This window comes from Paenibacillus germinis (assembly GCF_013141785.1).
GTDB lineage: Bacteria > Bacillota > Bacilli > Paenibacillales > NBRC-103111 > Paenibacillus_E > Paenibacillus_E phytorum.
Genome location: NZ_WHOC01000030.1, coordinates 24760 through 44675, shown reverse-complemented (window position 1 = coordinate 44675; position 19916 = coordinate 24760). Strand labels below are relative to the sequence as shown.

Annotated in this window: 12 protein-coding genes; 10 read left to right on the top strand and 2 right to left on the bottom strand. The window is 46.4% G+C overall.

The genetic code is table 11. From position 1 onward, the window contains the following. Positions 1 to 513 (top strand): ATP-binding protein, encoded by a 513-nt coding sequence (locus GC102_RS07050; protein WP_171688837.1) that lies wholly within the window; start codon positions 1 to 3, stop codon positions 511 to 513. A gap of 308 nt (positions 514 to 821) precedes the next feature. Then, on the top strand, positions 822 to 1694 hold the full coding sequence (locus GC102_RS07045) for an NAD-dependent epimerase/dehydratase family protein (RefSeq protein ID WP_171688836.1): 873 nt from the start codon (positions 822 to 824) through the stop codon (positions 1692 to 1694). Positions 1695 to 1814: 120 nt separating this feature from the next. Here GC102_RS07045 and GC102_RS07040 read toward each other — a convergent pair whose 3' ends face one another. Continuing rightward, positions 1815 to 1991, bottom strand: coding sequence for a hypothetical protein (locus tag GC102_RS07040; RefSeq protein ID WP_171688835.1), 177 nt, complete (start codon positions 1989 to 1991; stop codon positions 1815 to 1817). 233 nt (positions 1992 to 2224) lie between these two features. On the opposite strand from GC102_RS07040, the gene GC102_RS07035 reads away from it, so the two are divergent. From GC102_RS07035 to GC102_RS39040, 3 genes are all read left to right on the top strand, one after another. Further along, complete coding sequence (locus tag GC102_RS07035) at positions 2225 to 3184, top strand: alpha/beta fold hydrolase (protein ID WP_171688834.1); 960 nt, start codon at positions 2225 to 2227, stop codon at positions 3182 to 3184. A gap of 38 nt (positions 3185 to 3222) precedes the next feature. Further along, the gene (locus GC102_RS07030) at positions 3223 to 4263 is read left to right on the top strand and encodes an alpha/beta hydrolase family protein (RefSeq protein ID WP_246320772.1); all 1041 of its coding nucleotides are present in this window, start codon (positions 3223 to 3225) and stop codon (positions 4261 to 4263) included. 364 nt (positions 4264 to 4627) lie between these two features. Then, positions 4628 to 4966 (top strand): hypothetical protein, encoded by a 339-nt coding sequence (locus tag GC102_RS39040; protein WP_216627973.1) that lies wholly within the window; start codon positions 4628 to 4630, stop codon positions 4964 to 4966. A 372-nt stretch (positions 4967 to 5338) separates the two neighbouring features. On the opposite strand, the gene GC102_RS07020 is transcribed toward GC102_RS39040, so the two are convergent. Continuing rightward, positions 5339 to 7582: an AraC family transcriptional regulator gene (locus tag GC102_RS07020; RefSeq protein WP_171688833.1), complete on the bottom strand. Its 2244-nt coding sequence runs from the start codon at positions 7580 to 7582 to the stop codon at positions 5339 to 5341. Positions 7583 to 7821: 239 nt separating this feature from the next. Between GC102_RS07020 and GC102_RS07015 the strand changes: the two genes are divergently transcribed. The 5 genes from GC102_RS07015 (at position 7822) to GC102_RS06995 (ending at position 19621) form a co-directional block, all read left to right on the top strand. Next, positions 7822 to 8712, top strand: a complete 891-nt coding sequence (locus GC102_RS07015; protein ID WP_171688832.1) for a carbohydrate ABC transporter permease — start codon at positions 7822 to 7824, stop codon at positions 8710 to 8712. Between the two features lie 57 nt (positions 8713 to 8769). Further along, positions 8770 to 10326 (top strand): ABC transporter substrate-binding protein, encoded by a 1557-nt coding sequence (locus GC102_RS07010; protein ID WP_171688831.1) that lies wholly within the window; start codon positions 8770 to 8772, stop codon positions 10324 to 10326. A gap of 79 nt (positions 10327 to 10405) precedes the next feature. Next, a complete protein-coding gene (locus tag GC102_RS07005) occupies positions 10406 to 11326 on the top strand; it encodes an ABC transporter permease (protein ID WP_171688830.1) in 921 nt (306 codons plus the stop codon). A 113-nt stretch (positions 11327 to 11439) separates the two neighbouring features. Next, positions 11440 to 18612 (top strand): fibronectin type III domain-containing protein, encoded by a 7173-nt coding sequence (locus tag GC102_RS07000; protein WP_171688829.1) that lies wholly within the window; start codon positions 11440 to 11442, stop codon positions 18610 to 18612. Positions 18613 to 18910: 298 nt separating this feature from the next. Continuing rightward, on the top strand, positions 18911 to 19621 hold the full coding sequence (locus GC102_RS06995; protein ID WP_171688828.1) for a YebC/PmpR family DNA-binding transcriptional regulator: 711 nt from the start codon (positions 18911 to 18913) through the stop codon (positions 19619 to 19621). The last annotated feature ends 295 nt before the right edge of the window (positions 19622 to 19916 follow it).

Here is a 19916-nt window from a genome sequence, read left to right as displayed (position 1 = left end):
ATGGACGGAAAAATACCGTTGTTTATAGTGACAGGTGCAAGTGGTGCAGGGAAGACGACAGTTATTAAGGAACTCAGAGGATTATTACCAGATGTTGATATTTTCGACATTGATTCCATTCATCCATTTGTTGGAGACGACTGGAACAAAATTCAAAATATTTGGCTTCGTGTTGCAAGAAATATAGCCGAAAGTGGTCGAATATCTATCATATGTGGAACAATGATGCCTTGGGATGTTGAAAAGTGTGAGGATTATCTATACTTCAAGAATATTTACTATTTGAACTTACATTGTGACGATGAAACCCGTGAATTACGATTACGTGCAAGGAATTGGTCAGAGGAAATGATTCAAGAGCATAAATCCTTTGCAAAGTGGTTGCTTGAAAATGCTGACAAAGCATACACACCACCAATGCCGACCGTCGATACTTCTAAAACAGGGGTAATTGAAGTGGCTATTCAAATAAGTGAATGGGTACATGGACATATCCATTTGTCGACAAAATAAGCGTAATACTCATTTATAATGTGACAAACATTTATCCGATGCAAGCTTATAATGTATATATATCAGAATAAGAAGTCCTGCTACTCATTTACAGACATTTGAGAGGATGGTCAACATGGACAAGCAGTTCATAAAGAGGTTACACACACTCAATCGTCGCGACGAATTGAGATCAATATTACTAATTGAAGGTGTTAAACTCGCTCTCAAACGAAAAAAGAAATTGAGTTTATTAGGTAGGGTTTTGAATAATAAAAAGAAACCGGTTATCGCTAAAGGATGGAATTGAAGTTAGGTGGTGTGAAATCATGAAAGTACTTGTTACCGGTGCTGCCGGCAATGGTGGTCAAGCTGTCTGTAGAGCATTAATTCAAGCAGGTTTTTCGGTTAGGATGGCAGACGTTATGCCCCCAAATGCGGATGATTTAAGAGAAATTGAATTCGTTAGGTGCGACACGAGAACCCCTGGTGATGTACGTCTAGCTGTAAATGGAATGGATGCGGTTGTTCATCTAGCAGCATGGCATTGCGCACATCATCCACCCGTAAGTGATGAAACGATTTTTGCTGTAAATGTGGATGGAACATTCCATGTTCTGGAAGCATGCCGACAAGCTGGGATTCAATCTATTGTATATGCATCTTCAATGGCATATGGATGGGGTTCGGTCTATGGCGTTAGTAAAGTTATTGGGGAAGACTTGTGTAAGACTTATCATGAAATGACCGGTGCGTCGATAGCTATGCTTCGTTACCATGAGTTCATACCTCGCCCCTACTTAGAGTTTGGCTCACGTTTGCTTCGTAATGGCGTGGATAGAAGGGATGTTGCTGAAGCTACAGTTGCCTCTGTCAAGGCTGTTTTGGAGAAGAAAGTAGGGCTTTTTCGTACAATTGTTCATACAAATCACGGGATGCCGATAGAAGTAATCCAAGACTTCAAAAAATATGGTCCAGAGTGGTGTGAGTCACATGTTCCAGGTGCAACTCATTTACTGAATAAATACGAGATCGAATTGCCTGAGCAAGTGGAACAACATGACCTTTCTGAGGCTGAAAAGGCAATTGGTTGGAAACCTCGTTATGGCTTCCTTGAGTTTTTAAAAGACTTAAAAGCACGCGATGAAAAAGGGATCGATGTAACTAACTTGAAGGTGCCTTCTGAAATCCCGGCAATGTGATATAGACGGATGGAGTCTCAATATCATCAAAAAACGGAGTCGCGTGGGTTGCGGGCTCCGTTTTCTAATTAATTGTGGAATATCACGATTGTGAATCTCCTGTACCAAAAGTGTTGATTCTCACGGCGTCGCTCCATATTGGATCGCTCCAATACTTGGGTTCGTAGCATTCCATGCATTTCCGTAGAAGTCTACGAATCCGCTGCCCAATGCAGCAGCATACGCATTCGTGCCGGAAGCTTTAATGGGTAGCAATACGGATTTTACTTTTGAGTCTTTGTTTACGGCAAACTTCATACCACTCCTCCCAAGATTAACGTTCAGGCTTATTGTAATGAATACTTCATGAACATGTAAGTCAATATGCAAAAAGTGTATAGATACACAAATTAGTATAGTCATTTACGTTAAAAACTTCAGTTCTTTCTACAGAATGTGAAGTATACGGGGGATTGCGGTATCGACTACTATGAGATTAGGAAACCGGTCGTCCTATGTTTGATTCCATTGTATAAGGAGAAATGAAGAACATGCCAATCTTAGATATGCCATTAGAGCAGTTAAAGCAGTACGAAGGGCGCAATCCGAAGCCTGCAGATTTTGAGGAGTACTGGAGTCGTGCGCTCGACGAAATGAAATCCGTTGACGCCAATGTTGAGCTGGTTGAAAGTAATTTCCAGGTACCGTTTGCGGACTGTTTCGATTTATATTTTACAGGTGTACGGGGGGCTAGAATTCATGCGAAATATGTCCGTCCGAAACATATCTCAGAGCCTCATCCGGCAATCATTCAGTTTCATGGCTATGCAGGAAACGCGGGAGATTGGCACGATAAACTAATTTACGCTTCGCTCGGGTTTTCCGTAATTGCAATGGACTGTCGCGGGCAAGGTGGATCATCGGAAGATACAGGCGGAATAAAAGGAACAACGCAGAGCGGTCACATCATTCGCGGGTTAAACGATACGCCCAATAATTTGTTGTTTAGACATATTTTTTTGGATGCGGCACAGCTGGCGGGAATCGTGATGGACATGTCTGAAGTCGATGCGGATCGAGTTGGAGTCGCTGGTTTTTCTCAAGGTGGTGGGATTACATTAGCCTGTGCAGCGCTAGAACCGCGAATTAAGAAGCTTGCACCTGTCTATCCTTTTTTAAGTGACTACAAGCGGGTATGGGAAATGGATCAAGCAAAGGATGCTTATCTCGAGTTAAGAACTTTTTTTCGTCACTTTGATCCTCAACATACGCATGAGGAAGAGATCTTCACGAAGCTGGGTTATATCGATATTCAGCATTTAGCAGCACGAATCAAAGGAGAAGTGTTGTTGGGTGTTGGCTTAATGGACAGCATTTGTCCACCCTCGACTCAATTTGCTGCCTATAACAAAATAACTGCGAAAAAGAGCCTCGAGATTTACCCTGACTTTGGTCATGAGGGACTGCCTGGACTGCATGATAAAATGATCACGTTTATGTTGGAGCTTTAACCTACGAGTCAATTATTAATGAAAGAAGGGATACAATTTTGGCCTATGTACTATCCCAAATTAACCAAATGGGCATTCCACCTCTTTTGCATGGGATTGAGAGTTATGAACAATGGACAGAGAAGTTGTCTGAAATTCGCCGGACATGGCTTGAGTACATTGGCGAACTGCCTGCAAGAGTACCTGTCCGAGTGCAAGTCAAATCACAGAGCAAGCAATCCAGCCATAGCCGGCTTCATGTAGAATATGATACCGTTTATGGGGATAGAATTACCGCTTATATCCTTATTCCAGATGAAAATGTATCCAATCGTCCAAGAAAAGCAGGTTACCCTGCTGTTATTGCGCTCCATTCAACAAATGAGCAAGGGAAAGACTTTATTGCTCTTTCTACTGGCGGAAAAAATCGCATGTATGCAGTTGAACTCGTTGAGCGCGGTTATGTGGTGCTCGTCCCTGATTCACTGACTGCTGGTGAACGGATTTATCCGGGCAGAGCGGCATTTGTGAGCGAGCCCTTTTATGAACAGTATCCTGAGTGGTCGACAGTAGCCAAGAATTTAACAGATCACATTCAGGGCATTGATGTTTTATGCTCATTGGATTATGTTAATCCGCTTGCCATCGGGGCGATCGGACATTCGTTTGGCGGTTATAACGCTTATTTTCTGGCTGGCATGGATGATCGAATTAAGGCCGTTGTTTCAAGTTGCGGGTTTAGTCCATTCACTGGGGATCCGCATCCGGAGCATTGGGGCTACCGACCTTATCCATATACACATATCCCGAAAGTTTCGGCGGATTTGCAGCAGGATCGGATCCCTTTTGAATTTCACGAAATTGTAGCCTTATGCGCCCCTACGCCTTTCCTCAGCTACGCGGGGCAGGATGATCATATTTTTCCCCATTGGAAATCGGTTGGGGAAGGGATGTTGGAGCTTTCGAGACTGTACCGCTGGTTAGGTAAGGAAGACCGCTTTCAGTCCTACCTGGGGACGGGCGGACATGATTTTCCTGAGGAGATACGGATGCTGGCCTACCGGTTCCTGGATCAATGGTTGAAGAAGGAAGGCGAATAATAGATATAACAACCGAAAAGGCTTACGCTTGTATCTTGCATGCGTAAGCCTTTTTTGACAGATAAGAATTTATATGCTTTGAGGTAAGCGAAGCTTACCCCTTATTTATTTGAGTTGGGAGAAAGGTCGAAATACATGAACTTGAAGGATATTTGATTGGATTATATCCAATGATGTCTCATGACATCGGCGGTTGGGGTTAGTTTCATTGGATTTATACAGTAGAATATGTGGAAATAGCTCAGAAGAGCTGGTTTTGGAGCGTTCTGTTGGATTAATTCCAATGAAAGCGGGCAAATAAGGTGAATGAGCCTCATTTGATTGTATTTTATCCAATGGAGCAAATGAGGGGAGATTGTTGGTTATGTGTATACAAGATATTAACCGTAGGGAAATTGAAGGAGCGCTATCTCGTGGACCGGATCGCATTGGGCCGTATGCCAAGGTGCAGATGATAGAGGTGCTGGACGATAAGGCACCGGAGAGCATGAGCCCTGTTGAGGAACAGCAGGTGCGTATGAAGGAGAGCAATCAGCTGGCCTTCGGCTGCTTGGAAAGGATGATTCGAGATCTCACAGGGAAGCAAGAAAACGAAAAACAAAAAGAAGAAACCACAGTTGTCGGTAAGCAATTACCTACTGTCCAAACAGACAGTGAATTATATATGTTTGACCTGTTCGGAAAGCGAAAACATACCGCTTAATGTTGTAAGAGATTTTGACCGAATGGATCAAGGAGATAGAGCTGTACCTCCACAATTCACATGTGAAAGCTGTGGTGGAGCCATGTATCCAGAGTATTACAAAGGAATACATGGATACGAATACCGGGTCTCAGACCGGTTAGAGAATAAAGAAGTGGAAGGCAACTCAAAGTAGAACAGAAGAGGGATGGGTGTGAGGGTGGAAAGTTTACGGGCCGCCTTTGAAGTCGTGTTTATACCGCATAATAAATTCAAAAAACACGACTTCAACAGCGGTTGGAACCCCACATCCATCTCTCCCCATGCACAAAAGTAGGGGTTTACACGCAAAAGGACCGTCAGGATGTTTTTCCCTGACGGTTTTTCTTAGTGTTAATATCCGTTATTTCGATATTCAGCTGGCGTAATTCCAGTATATTTTTTAAACACTTTATAGAAATAGGTACTGTTGTTATAGCCGGTCTTTTGCGAGATTTCCTCAATCGGGGCATGTGTAGAAGCAAGAAACTCCTTGGCCCGCTCGATTCGGTATTCGTTCAAATAATCAGGAACCGACTGGTTGGCGAGCTTTTTGAAAATACGCCCCAGATAGGCCGGGGACAAATCGAGAAGCTCTGCGATTTTAAATAAGGACAATTCCCGGTCGGCGTAGTTCTGATGAATGATTTTATCAATGGATGCGATCAAGTTATCATGTTTTGAGCTTTTCTTGTCTTTGAAGCCAAGACAAAGCTGATCGATCAACTCGCTGAAATGATCATGTACGTCTTGAAGCGTCTCCAGTTTATGCATGTGATGGATAAAGGAACTGAAATCGTAATCCAGAGGTAGGCCAGAGTTCTTATCCATTTGAAGCGCTGTCGTACTGAGTGAGAAAGCTAACTGATTAAATAACATGTTGTAAACGATATAGGAGGGCGGTTCGACGGCATGTACGATTTCACCGAACCATTTCTTAGACTCTTCCGCTTTGCCAAGCTTCAGCGTCTCCAACATGTTATTCTCAAGTACAGCTGGATGGATGAACGGAGTGAGCGCTTGCGGACGATGCTGACGACTGTGCAAAATACAGCGGTAACCGTCGGTAAATTTGTATTTCAACTGCTGCAGCGCCTCTGTGTATAAATCGGATACTTCAACCAGGCTGTCGCCGGTTCTGCTGATGGAGACGGACATCGAGATGCCAAGGTATTGCTCTGCTGAGTCTTGCACGTTTTTTACCGTGTCCATCCATGCGTGGTCACTCAGAAAGCTGCCATTTAGTAGAACCGCAATGGTCTTCTCGTCCGTATCAATACATTCGCAGCTGCCGACCTTAGCGAACAGTTCGGATGCGATGTTCATCATGCCGTATTTGAGCAGCACACGGTCTTCGAAGTGATATTGTTTGGAAAACGAATCAAATCGGTCGATCACGAAAAGAACGATCACATAGTCACTGGCCGGATCCATCGCAATATCGAATTCCTTGAGTTTGGTTTCTATATCAAGCGGTTTCTTAAACCCGCTATTATGAACAAGCTGGCGTAAGAAATTTTGCTTCAATTTATCGTGATTATTGCGTTTTTCTTTCATCAGTGCATGTAATTTAGATGTGACCTTCTCTATCGGCTTATAAAGCGTTTTCGATAAGAAGAAGGAAATGCTGAGCCCGAGTAGCAAAATGACGAAGCAGATGAGAAGAACGTTTTTCTTTATCGATTCGACTTTTCCCATAATGGTGTCATAAGGAAGTACCCGGATGAAAAGCCAGTTGGTAACTTCATGTTTGGAGTACACAACTAATGATTTCACACCCTCCACATCTTCGACAAAATAATCGGATGCCTGATTGGCGGAAGCAGCCAATACTTTTTGCACATAGGGCTTATCCTTCAGATCTGCCAGGAAAGGCATCGAATCCGTGCTGGTCACCAGGGTGCCCTTGCTGTCGATAATGAATGTTGACCCATTTTTGTTCATATCAAGGCTTGAAATGGCTTCTTTCATCCATCGTTCGGGTACGTTAAGCATAATCATATTGTCGATATCCTTAGATTGTCCCTGCAAATCATAAAAGACGAACGTATACACATTGGCCGTTCTGACCTCCTGAAACGGAGTTTGAACGGGTATTGCCCGGGGAATAGGCGCCAAACGTTTGTAACTGCTGAAATGCTCGATCAGCTTGCGCGCGTCCGCATCGTAGAAATCGTCGAAGCTCTGAATCGTATTGACAGAGGACAAGGTGGCAGAATAAAACGTTTTCGAGCTTTTGCTGTAAAGGTAGATGGAATGGATGAAATAGTTCATATTCAAATAAGCATTCAAGCGAATTAATGCGGCGTTCGTCTCCACACTGCCTGGGGACGTATAGTGCAGGAGCTTATCGAAAAGCGGATCGGCGTAAATTTGCAGCGCGTAGCTGGTTGAGTTTTCGATCATCGATTTGGCGCTGTAGCTTGTCTGGGACAAGCTGCTCTTCTCCGATGCATAGATGTTCGATAAGGCGATCTTCTCGAAGCTGGCGTAGAGTGTAGAGGACAAGGTCACGATGGTGAGGATGATGCAAACGATGAGCGAAAGAAAGATGTTGGCGTAAAGCTTATTGGATGTGCGAGCCTCTGTGAGTTTCATCGTAAAGTCCATGCTCCTTCGTTATTCGGGATCGTTGCATTCATTATTATAATGAATAATTTGTAAACAGGTAAGTGCACGTACAAAAAGTGTAAAGCTGAACAAATTCGTTTAGTTGCATTTTACAAAAAAATGGAGACTTTTCACTGATTTGTGAAGTATACGGGGAACATGATCGTAGTCTACTATGAAATTAGGAAACCGGTTGTCCTAAACAAAGCGAAGTGATGGAGGGCTCCATGGAGAGTAAGCATACTGTAGAGAAATATGTGTTCCAAATCATCGGCTATTGCTTCATAACGCTGTTCGCAATTATGTGCTTGATTCCATTCCTGATGATTGTCATTGGATCAGTGACGGAGGAATCCCATATTATTAAAAACGGCTATAGCCTCATTCCGAGTGTACTTTCATTAGACGCCTACGAATTTATCTTTAAAAATCCGCAGCAGATCATTTCCGCTTATCAGATTACGTTATTGGTCACGATCGTGGGTACGATAGTCGGACTGTTCATAACGGCGATGACGGCTTATGTTTTGCAGCGAAAAGACTTCAAGAACCGAAACGTATTTTCCTTCTATTTCTTCTTTACCACCTTATTTTCCGGTGGACTAGTGCCATGGTATATTTTGATCGTCAAGTATTTAGGGTGGAAGGATTCGCTCTTGGCCTTGATTGTGCCTGCTTTATTAAACGTGTTTTATATCATTATTATGAGAAGCTTCATTAGCTCCACGATTCCCGATGCGATCAGCGAATCGGCCAAGATGGACGGTGCCGGCGATTTCCGCATCTTTCTTTCCATGATACTGCCGCTGACCAAGCCGGCTCTGGCTACGATCGGCCTGTTCATTTCTCTCAATTATTGGAACGATTGGTATCATGCCACCTTGTTCATCAATAAAGAGAATCTGTATCCACTGCAATATTTTCTCTATAAAATCTTGAGCAGTATCGCCTTTGCCAACTCCTCGGTTGCTTCGCAGGGTTCAGTCGTCATGGATACGCCGAAGGAATCCTTCAAACTGGCCATGACGGTGATCGCGACGGGACCGATCGTTCTGCTTTATCCTTTTGTTCAAAAGTATTTTATTCAAGGTATTACGATAGGCTCCGTCAAAGGATGACTCCGGCTTCTGCCGTTGATCATAGATGAGTGAACAAGTACAGGGGAGGTTTTATCAATGAAACATGCAAAAACGCTGATGGCTGTCAGCTTGGCGACAGTCATGCTTATGGCAGGCTGCTCGACAAACTCAGGCCAAGGAACGACATCGCCTAAACCGACGGCAAGCACGAGTACTGCAGCAGCATCAAACAAACCGGATATTTCTAAAGAAGTGAAGCTGAAAATGTACCTGATCGGGGACCAGCCTAAGGACATTGGGCTTGTCTACGACGAAGTCAATAAGATGCTGAAACGTGATATTAACGCTACTGTAGAGCCTATTTTCTTGTCTTGGGGTGATTACCTGCAGAAGTATCCGCTGCTTTTCGCAACGGGTGAAGACTTCGATTTGGTTTTCTCAGCGAACTGGATCAAGTATGGCGAGCAAGCGATTAAAGGGGCTTTCCTTGAGCTTACGCCGGATCTGTTAAATAAATATGCACCGCAGACGATGAAGGAAATGCCGAAAGAAGCTTGGGAGCAGGCAAAGGTGCAGAATAAAGTGTATATGATGCCTGCCTCGACCAAAGATTTCTCAATGTCGGTTGTCGGCGTCAGAGGGGATTTGAGAGCGAAGTACAACATCCCAGAACTCAAAACGATCAATGATTTCGAGAAATATTTGGAAGCTATTTCTAAAAATGAGCCAAACATGGTGCCTTTCGATGAAAGTATAAATGCTAATGCGATGTTCGACTTCATGGTCGGCACCGAATTTACGCCAAAGGTCATTGTTGGTAATTCCCTCGTTTCAATCGACTTAAAAGATAAGTCTGGGAAGTTGATTGACATTGCGCAAACGCCGCAATATTTGGAATTTGCCAAGAAAATGGCTGATTGGAACAAGAAAGGCTACTGGTCCCAAAATGCTCTGCTCAATAAGACACCAGTCAAAGATTCGTTCCTTGCTGGCAAAAGTGCCTCGATGGCCGGAAACATTCAGGATATGGGTCTAGGTGTAACGGCAGCGAATCAAAAACATCCGGAATGGAAAGTTGAGCTGTTCGATCTTTACAATGGCAAGGCGACTTATGTGAATCCGTATATCGGCAATGGGATGTCGATCAACGCTAATGCCAAAAACCCGGAGAGAGCTTTGATGCTGCTCGATTTATTCCGGAACAACGAGGATTATTTTAACCTTACGACTTACGGCATCAAGGGCAAACATTACGAGTTAACGGCGGATAAAAAAATACAGGCTCTTGGCGGAACTGATTCCGGCTACAAGATTGATTCCGGTTCACCTTGGGGCTGGAGAACAGAAGGGTTGATTAAGCCGCTTGCCGATCAACCGAAAGAGGTTGCAGCCATTAAAGCAGCTTGGACGAAAACCGCGATTACGAATCCGCTGCTTAACTTTGTGTTCGATACGACGAATGTGAAGAATGAATTGGCAGCGCTCAAAAGCGTTAGGGATCAATACCGGAATCCAATTAATCTTGGTGTCATGAATGATTCGGTGGAAGCCGTCGTCAAGACGCTCAACACCAAATATAAAGAAGCGAGTCTGGATAAAGTGATTACCGAAGCACAGAAACAGCTTGACGAATATGTAAAGAATAATAAATAACGTTTAAGAAAGGACGAGAGAGACTGCGGTGATCATGCAACAGTCACTCTCGTTTTTCTGTTATCAGGAGGAGATTCTTATGCATACGAAAGGTTTACTAGGCGATTTGCGGAAAAATCGCACGCTTTATCTGATGATATTACCAGCGTTTTTATTTTTTCTTATTTTCTGTTATTTCCCGATGGCGGGAATGGTGATTGCCTTTAAAGCCTATTCTTACAAGGATGGTATCTTTGGCAGCCCATGGGTCGGTCTGGCTAATTTCGATTTCTTCCTTCATTCGGGCAAAGCTTTCCTGGTTACGAAAAATACGATCGTTTACAACTTCCTGTTCATGATTGTGAACAACGTGTTGGAAATTAGTATCGCCATTGTTTTATTCGAGCTGGCAGGCAAATACATCAAGAAATTTTTGCAGTCGGTGATTTTTCTGCCTTATTTCATTTCATGGGTCGTAGCCGGAGCAATTGTCTATAATTTTCTCAATTATGAGTTCGGTGCGGTGAATACGTTCTTGAAGTCGCTCGGCTTCACACCGGTAAACTTCTATAATAATCCGGAATTGTGGCCTTATATTTTGGTCTTTTTTAGCGCATGGAAGTCGGTGGGATATGGAACAGTCATCTATCTTGCGAGCATCGCCGGGATTGACACGGAAATGTATGAAGCGGCCAAAATCGACGGAGCGAACATTCTTCAGCGGATCATCCATATTACCATCCCCTCCATCATTCCGACGATGATCATTCTGGTGCTGCTTAAAGTCAGCCAAATTGCGAGAGGCGACTTCGGCTTGTTCTACCAGCTGATCGGGAATAACGGACTGTTATACGATAAAACGGATATTATCGACACTTTCTCATTTCGGGCACTTCTCGATTTGCAGGAATTCGGCATGGCGGCGGCAGTCGGCTTATACCAGTCCGTCCTTTGCTTCCTCATTATTCTGATCACGAATGAATCCGTAAAAAGATTCAAAAAAGAAAGCGCCTTATTCTAAGAGAAGGTTGCGATGAAAGGGGGGATGTCCGACGTTTTGAAATGGTAAATTTTGGATTAAAAGGATTAGATGTAAGGATATTTGTAAGTTGAAAAGGGAGCTGATTATTAACAATGATGGTCCGGAATTCAAATCGTAAACTCACACTTATTATGGTATTTCTCATGATGTTTAGTTGTTTCAGCGCTTTGCCGTTTGCCCGACTTCCCGTTGCGGAAGCGGCTGAGGGATGGCCAACGTCGGTATTATCGGGGACCAATATGCCGTTCGGCCCGGTAGATTCCCTTGTCACGACCCAAAATCCGCCCGACTTTAGATGGCCTGCTGTTAGCGGGGCCGATAACTACGATCTGCAGGTTAGCCGCAGCCAGACAGTGGCTAGTGTTGTATATGAACAAGAAACACTAACGTCGAATTTTTACAATTTTAATCATGTATTTGACGCTGGTACCTGGTATTGGCGCGTCCGATTTCACAAACCGGTCTCTGGCTGGTCGGAATGGAGCGACATTCGAAAGTTCCGGATTGAGGAACAGAATGTCCCGTTTGTGGTTCCTTCCATCGATCAATTATTGAGCAATATCAGCTCCACGCATCCGCGCATTTGGGCGAATTCATCGACGCTTGCCGATTTTCGAAATCTGCGATTTACGGTCGGTAAAGATATGTTTCAAAGGATAAGTCAGTCGGTGAATGCCAATTTATGTGCGCCGACTACCCAAGAACCGCATGGGTGCGACTTGATCGAACCGAGCTTTCCCTATCCGGCTACCTATAATCATAATGCTCCTGAATTTGTAGCAGCACAACGTGTCCTCCGTACTTATTCGGAAGCGGCTATCAATAAGATGTTTAATGCCGCATTCATTTACTTCCTGACGGGTTCCCCGGAAATCGGACAGTACGCGAAAGCCCGACTGCTCGACCTCGCCAGCTGGAATCCGGACGGAACAACGAGCTATTTCATCCATGATCAGGTACATAGGCTCATCGCGTTAGATTCCGCTATGGCCTACGACTGGTTGAACGACTTGTTTTCACCCTCGGAGAAACAGACAGTACTGAATATGGTGAAAGCGCGCACCCAGACACTGGTGAATGAAGTCGTTATCAAATACCCGATTCAGAGTAAACCTTATGATTCACACGGTTGGACGGCATTCGGATTTGTCGGCATCATCGCAACAGCTCTGCTGAACGATATACCGGAAGCCGAAACTTGGTTTCGGCAAGTTGTCCCTGCGTATATCAATATTTTGCCTCCGTGGGGCGGGGAGGACGGAGGTTGGTCGCAAGGGACCGGTTATTGGCAATGGTCGTCAACACTTTCGAAACAGTTCATGGACGTCCTCTTGAGTGCAAGCGGTTTCAATCTCTATGATAAAGCCTATTCGCGAAACGAAGGCTTGTATCCGCTTTATGCGTTCCCGAAAGGCAGTCCGAAAGGGATTTTTGGAGACGACAGCGAATACGCCCCAGGCTCTCCCAGTGTGACGGTATATAACCGTCTCGCGCAAATGTACGGCGATCCCCGGATGAAATGGGCGGCCGGGGCCATTGGAACGGGCTTGAACGGGGAATTGAGCAACTATTTTTATGGAGACAATAATCTGGAAGCGAGACCCCCGGTTGATTTGCCGGACTCCAAGTGGTTTCAGGACATCGGTCTTGTGACGATGCATTCGAAATTATACGATCCCGATAGCGTGTCGCTCTATTTCAAATCGAGCCCATTTGGCACCTACAACCATAGTCTTGCGGATCAGAATGGTCTCATTGTCAACGCCTTCGGCGAATCGCTTGCTGTCGAGAGTGGTTTTTATGACTACTACGGCAGCGCTCACAATACAAACTATACGAAACAGACGTTTGCTACTAATGCAATTACGGTTGACGGGAAGCAGGGACAGCCGATCGACAATATCGATGCGGACGGCAAGATCATGAGCTTCGTCACGCATCCGGATTTTGATGCAACGAGCGGCGATGCCGCCGGAGCCTATGCAGGTAAGCTGAATAAGGCGAATCGGAGTATCGTTTATGTCAGACCCGATATGTTCGTCGTCATTGACCAGCTTCAGTCGGCTAATCCGCAAGGCTCAGAATTCGAATGGCGCCTCCATGCCGATAATCAATTGGATCTCGACGCTGATCAGGCGGGCGCGACAATTTGGAAGAAAGAAGCCGGTTTGAAAGTCCGTTTCCAGGCGCCTGAGGGACTTAGAACGACATTTGAAGATCAATATTTGGACGCGGCCGGAACGGAATGGAAACCGGACAAAGACTCGGTTTATGCAAACAAAAAACAGCTGCATGCAGCTTTCATTACGCCGAAAACGAACGCGACCACTTTTGTTTCTACAATGGAAGCCTTTAAGCAGGGGACACAGCCTCAGAATGTGGTCTCGGAGAATCACGGGACTTATACGAAACTTTCATTCGAAGATGGTTCAGTCGTCTACGTGCGAACGACCTCGGGCGGGGAAGTGGACGCAGGCGGCATTCGATTCAACGGAACCGCTGTGGCAGTGAAAGGAAGTACCGTGCTTCTCGTAGACGGCACGAAGCTTGTGAAAGACGGCGTCACCCTTATCCAGAGCAGTCAGCCTGCGACGGTTGTATACGGCGGCGACCAACTATCCGTGTCGAGCCCGTCAGATACACAGGTAGATGTAAATGTGCCTAGTATCACACGTTTGCGTGATGCAGACAGCGGCCGGGACATCCCGAGCGGCGGATTGGTCTCGGAAGCAATGGGATTGTGGGGCGTGCATTGGAGTGCTGCAGGGAACACCATTACCCTTAATGTCGAGAAAGGACAGCATGCGTTCAAGCTCGGCAATGCGCCGATGCCACAAGCGATGGGTCCCGTAACTTTGCAGACCGTTTTCGACGGGGTGCAGGGGCAGGCGGCGCTGCAGGTGTACAGCGATAAGGAAGGGATTCCCGTCGCTTGGGGCAAACTAGGGAATGCAGCGGGTTTGTACCATGTCGTGGAAGCGCCTCCAGGCTTTATTTTTGAAAAGCACGGTCATCCGAAAGATCTTTACCTCGAAGCGAATGCCAACATCATCATTAGTGGGGACCTTGGTACTGTAAAACTTAGCAAGGTCGGAGGCAGTAATTTTGCGGATGCGGATTCATGGACGGACCCGGATGCGATGAGGAACCAACTATCCTTTGACTGGATTGAAGCGGAGTCCTATACGGATGCGGATCCCGGAATCAGCGTGTATACGTCACGGCCGTTCTTGTCCGGTAAGAAGGGCTTGGGCACCTGGGATCAGCAGGGACAGAAGGTAGCGTGGAGCTTTAACGTACCGAAAGCGGGTACCTACGATCTGGTGATAAAGTATGTAGCCGGTTGGGGCATGAATCCTGGAGAGCTCACAAGCAGAAGTGTTATGATCGGAGACAAAGCGACATCTTTTCAGGCCCCTAAAACATACGATTATGGGACGGCGCCGGAATATTGGAGAGGGCTTCGGGTCAAGCTGGGGCAGCAGCTGACCCCAGGACCGATAGACATTACGATGTGGAACGATAAGGGCCCAATGAATCTGGACTGGATCGGCCTTATCGAGCGGAAAAGCGATGAGGAGCGTCCGACAACGCCGAGCGGAGTGCATCTTATTTCGCAGACGGATACGACAGCTACCGTAGCTTGGAGCGCATCAACGGACAATGCTGCCGTAAAGGAATACGCAGTGTATGCAAACGGTGTATTGAAAAATGTCGTTCCGAGCGATACTGTGACTGCGACGATCACGGGTCTAACGGTTGGAAATACATTTGCCATCACGATTGTGGCAGTGGATACGAGCAATAATCGGTCGCTAGTAAGTGATGCCTTGAATGTATTGACCCAAGACACTTCGGCTCCTACGTGGGGGGAGTCGGCCTCGCTACGGCCGGAGCATCTGTTCCCGAATTCGGCAAGACTTGTGTGGGATCCAGCGACGGACAATTCGGACACCGTAACGACGTACTCGATCTATCGGAAGGATGGCGTACAATCGTCCTTCGTAAAGGTAGGAACGGTGAGCGGAAGTGTATACGGCTATGACGTAACGGGTCTGCAACCGGGGAGCACGTATACGTTCAGGGTTCAGGCAACGGATGCGCTGGGCAACGAATCGGCGGATGGCCCGAGCAAGACCGTGACGCTGCCTGCAGCAGGCGGCAGCGGCGACTATTATGAATCGTTCGACGACAGATCGACGGGAGAAATGAGTTCCGGCGGCAACTGGACGGTGACTACGAATAGCGGAACGTCGGTCTCGATCGTGCCGTCGCCGGCTTCGATCGGCAACGCGCTCCAGTTGATGGATAGCTACGCAACATCGGATAGTGACTATACGGAAAGCCCGATTGTTATAAGAAATAATGCGGCTATTAGCGGTAAGGTCACATTCGAAACCAAATTTATGTTTAATAAGGTGAGCAGTGACATCGGTAATTTCGAGCTCAAGCTGCGCGGTTCCGGGACGGATGTCGTACGGTTCAACGGCTTCTCGGACGGCACAATCGGCTACTGGAATATGATAGGCGGCACCAATACGACTGTCAAAATTCCCAATGCCTCCGGCTTTACGCTTCCACGCGATCAGTGGATCACGCTCCGATTTGATTTGGATTCGGCTGCGAAGACGTATGACATTACGATGCAGGCGGATGCCTTCAAAAGCTACAATGGAACGGTGGCGGTTCCCGGCAAGCTGGATAAGAAAACCGGTATTTATCAGGTTAGTGGGATTCCGTTTTATAACAACAATACAACGGCAATTGCGATCGATTCCTTCCGCTTCAGTTCGTTCCGTTATACAAGCAAATTCTTGCTAGATTATGTGACGTTGTACAAGACAACTTTGGCTGATACAACGGCTCCTGCATGGGGCGGAGCAGCCTCGATTCAACCGGTTTATCTGTTCCCGAATGCTGCTAGACTTACATGGGATCAGGCAATCGACAACTCAGGCACGGTAGCATCGTATTCGATTTATCGAAAGGACGGAGCACAATCGTCCTTCGTGAAAGCTGCAACGGTGAGCGGCAGTACGTACGCGTATGACTTGACGGGTCTACAGTCAGGAGGCACCTATACATTCCTGGTTCAGGCGGTCGATGAACAGGGCAACGAAACGGTCGACGGCCCGAGTACGATAGTAACGCTCCCTACGGCAGGCAGCAACGGCGCATACTATGATTCCTTTGACGATTGGACGACAGGAAACGTATCGAATGGTAACAACTGGACGGTGAGTACGAATAGTGGGACGTCAGTATCGGTCGTACCTACGCCGGATGGAGTGGGTAAAGCATTACAGCTGCTAGACAATTACGCTTTATCGGATAGCGATTATACGGAAAGTCCAGTTGCGTTGAGAGCAAACGCTGCGCTTGGCGGCAAGCTCTCGTTCGAAACCAGATTCATGTTCAACAAGGTGAATAGCGATATCGCTAATTTCGATCTGAAGCTGCGCAATGCCGGAACCGATGTCGTGCGGTTCAACGGCTTCTCGGACAGCACATTCGGCTACTGGAAGATGATCGGCGGCACCAATACGACCGTCAAAATTCCGAAAGCCGCTGGCCTTGCGCTTCCGCGCGATCAGTGGATCACACTTCGCTTTGATCTGGATATGGTTGCGAAGACGTATGACATTATCATGCAGGCAGATGTGTTTAAAAGTTACATCGGTACGGTGGATACTCCGGGCACCTTGGATAAAACGAACGGTACTTATCGTATCAACGGTATACCGTTCTATAACAACAATACGACGGCAACGTCCATCGATTCCTTCCGCTTTAGTACATCACGTTTTACGAGCAAAATTCTGTTCGATTATGTCATGCTGTATAAGAATGCTGTGGCTCCGGCGGATGCCACTTTCACAGCTGATAAGACTGCGCCTACTAACACGGATGTCAACGTGACGATCCACTACCCTGCCGATGCAGCGGTAAAAGAATATAAGATCGGTCAGACCGGTTCATGGACCGCTTACACAGCACCTATCGTTTTTTCAGGCAATAACACGGTGTTTGCGAGAGGAACGTCTGCCGATGGTAAAGTGTCTAACGTTACAAGCTATACAGTAAGCAATATTGATCGAATAGCCCCGGTTACGAGCGCGAGCGTATCACCTGCGCAACCGGACGGCCCGAACGGCACGTATGTGAATCCGGTCACGATCACTTTGGTCGGCAGCGACGGTTTATCGGGTGTGGTCAAAACCGAGCTGAGCCTGGACAACGGGACTTCCTGGCAGCTGTATACGGCGCCCGTTACGTTTGACAAAAAAGGCACCTACAGCCTTCTCTACAAGGCTACAGATCAAGCGGGAAATATCGAGCTTCCTCAGCAGTTTGGCTTTACGCTCGCTACGACCGCCGTCAAGGTGCAGCTCAAGGACAGCAACGGAAATCCGCTTAGCGGCGGCAATGTGAAGTACTATGACGGCGGCTGGAAAGATTTCGGCATCACGGACGCTTCCGGATCGGTAAGCAAATCGCTGCAGAACAAGTCCTATACCTTCGCGCTGACGTATGAAGAGACACGCAACGAGAAGGTGCAAAATACCGGCACCGACGCCGTCGTCGGCTTCCAGACGATGAACGTCAAGGTGCAGCTGAAGGACAGTCAAGGGAATCCGCTTGACGGCGGTGCAGGCTCTTACTATGCCGGTAGGTGGCGGACGATCGGCAGCACGAGCGGCGGAGTGGTCAGCAAGGAACTGCTGCCCGGGTCCTACACATTTGCGATGACATACGAAGGCACATACAAGGAGAAGGTGCAGGATACGTCGACGAACGCCGTGGTTAGCTTCCAAACGGTGAGCGTCAAGCTTCAGCTGAAGGACAGTCAAGGGAATCCGCTTAATGGTGGTGAGGCCTCCTATTATGCGGGCAGTTGGCGGACAATCGGCAGCACAAGCAGCGGCGAGGTCAGCAAGGAACTGCTGCCCGGGTCCTACACATTTGCGATGACATACGAAGGCACATACAAGGAGAAGGTGCAGGATACGTCGACGAACGCCGTCATCGGCTTCCAGACGGTGAACGTCAAGGTGCAGCTGAAGGACAGTCAAGGGAATCCGCTTGACGGAGGTGCGGCTTCCTATTATGCGGGCAGTTGGCGGATGATCGGAAGCACGAGCGGCGGAGAGGTCAGTAAAGAGTTGTTGCCCGGCTCTTATACGTTCGGGATCTCTTACCTGGGGACACACAAGGAAAGCGTGAACGATATCTCTTCCAATCCGACGGTTGCTTTTCAGCAGTAAGTAAGTCTATAGGTGAACCATCTTCGAGGGCTATCCTCCGAATCCGAATGGAATCGGTCGGGGATAGCCCTTTCCTTATGGTTCGGCGAGCCGAAGCTCGTCGGTAAAGTCTGAGAAGCCGAAAACGACTTCTCAGCAGTCTGTGGCAAACCGACCTGCGCATCCGTGGAGATTAGCTCATAAATGATTTTGAACAACGAAAAATGTTAGTACGGGAATTATGATGCAACTTTTTTTCCATTTAGAATGAAAATCGGTTATTATATTAATGAAATAAAAATAGAAAGTGGGATCAATCGTGGGCCGTAAGTGGAATAACATTAAAGAGAAGAAAGCTTCTAAAGATGCAAATACAAGTCGGATTTATGCTAAGTTCGGCCTTGAAATTTATGTAGCCGCTCGGAAGGGTGAACCGGATCCTGAAGCGAATCGTGCTTTGAAAGTTGTCCTCGAACGAGCAAAAACCTATAATGTGCCGAAAGCAATTATTGATCGTGCTATCGATAAAGCAAAAGGCAGCTCAGATGAAATTTATGAGGAGCTTCGTTATGAGGGCTTCGGACCAAACGGTGCGATGGTCATTGTGGACGCACTCACGAATAACGTGAACCGTACTGCTTCAAGCGTACGTGCAGCATTTAGTAAAAATGGCGGGAATATGGGTGTAAACGGCTCAGTCGCTTACATGTTCGATGCCACAGCTGTTATTGGGATTGAAGATAAGAGCATCGATGACATCATGGAAATTTTGCTGGAAGCGGATGTAGACGTTCGTGATATCGTTGAAGAAGATGAAATGGTAATGGTATACGCTGATCCGGAGCAATTCCATGCTGTTCAAGAATCATTCAAAAAAGCTGGAATCACTGAGTTTTCCATTGCCGAACTAACGATGTTAGCTCAAAACAACGTCACCTTATCGGAAGAAGGACAAGCCCAATTCGATAAATTGATTGATGCATTGGAAGATTTAGAGGATGTGCAGCAGGTGTATCATAACGTGGAATAACCAACAAGAAAATTGGTCTCATAATACAACGAAAAAGCTGGTTCCTGTACGTAAAAAGGAATCAGCTTTTTTCGTTGTTTTCTACTGTAGTTGACGAGAACTTGAATGAAAAACCTGGAAGAAGCACAAGATACAGTTGAATGATAATTTCCTCCAGAAGATGTAGAAAGTGGATAGACACCGGAAGAAACAAATAAGCTCTTGATCGAGTTTTTTTAATAGAAAATCATGATAACGATATGTAGGATGAAAAATAGGTTGGGGATAAGAAGTTCTTGACCTGAGAAAACGATTC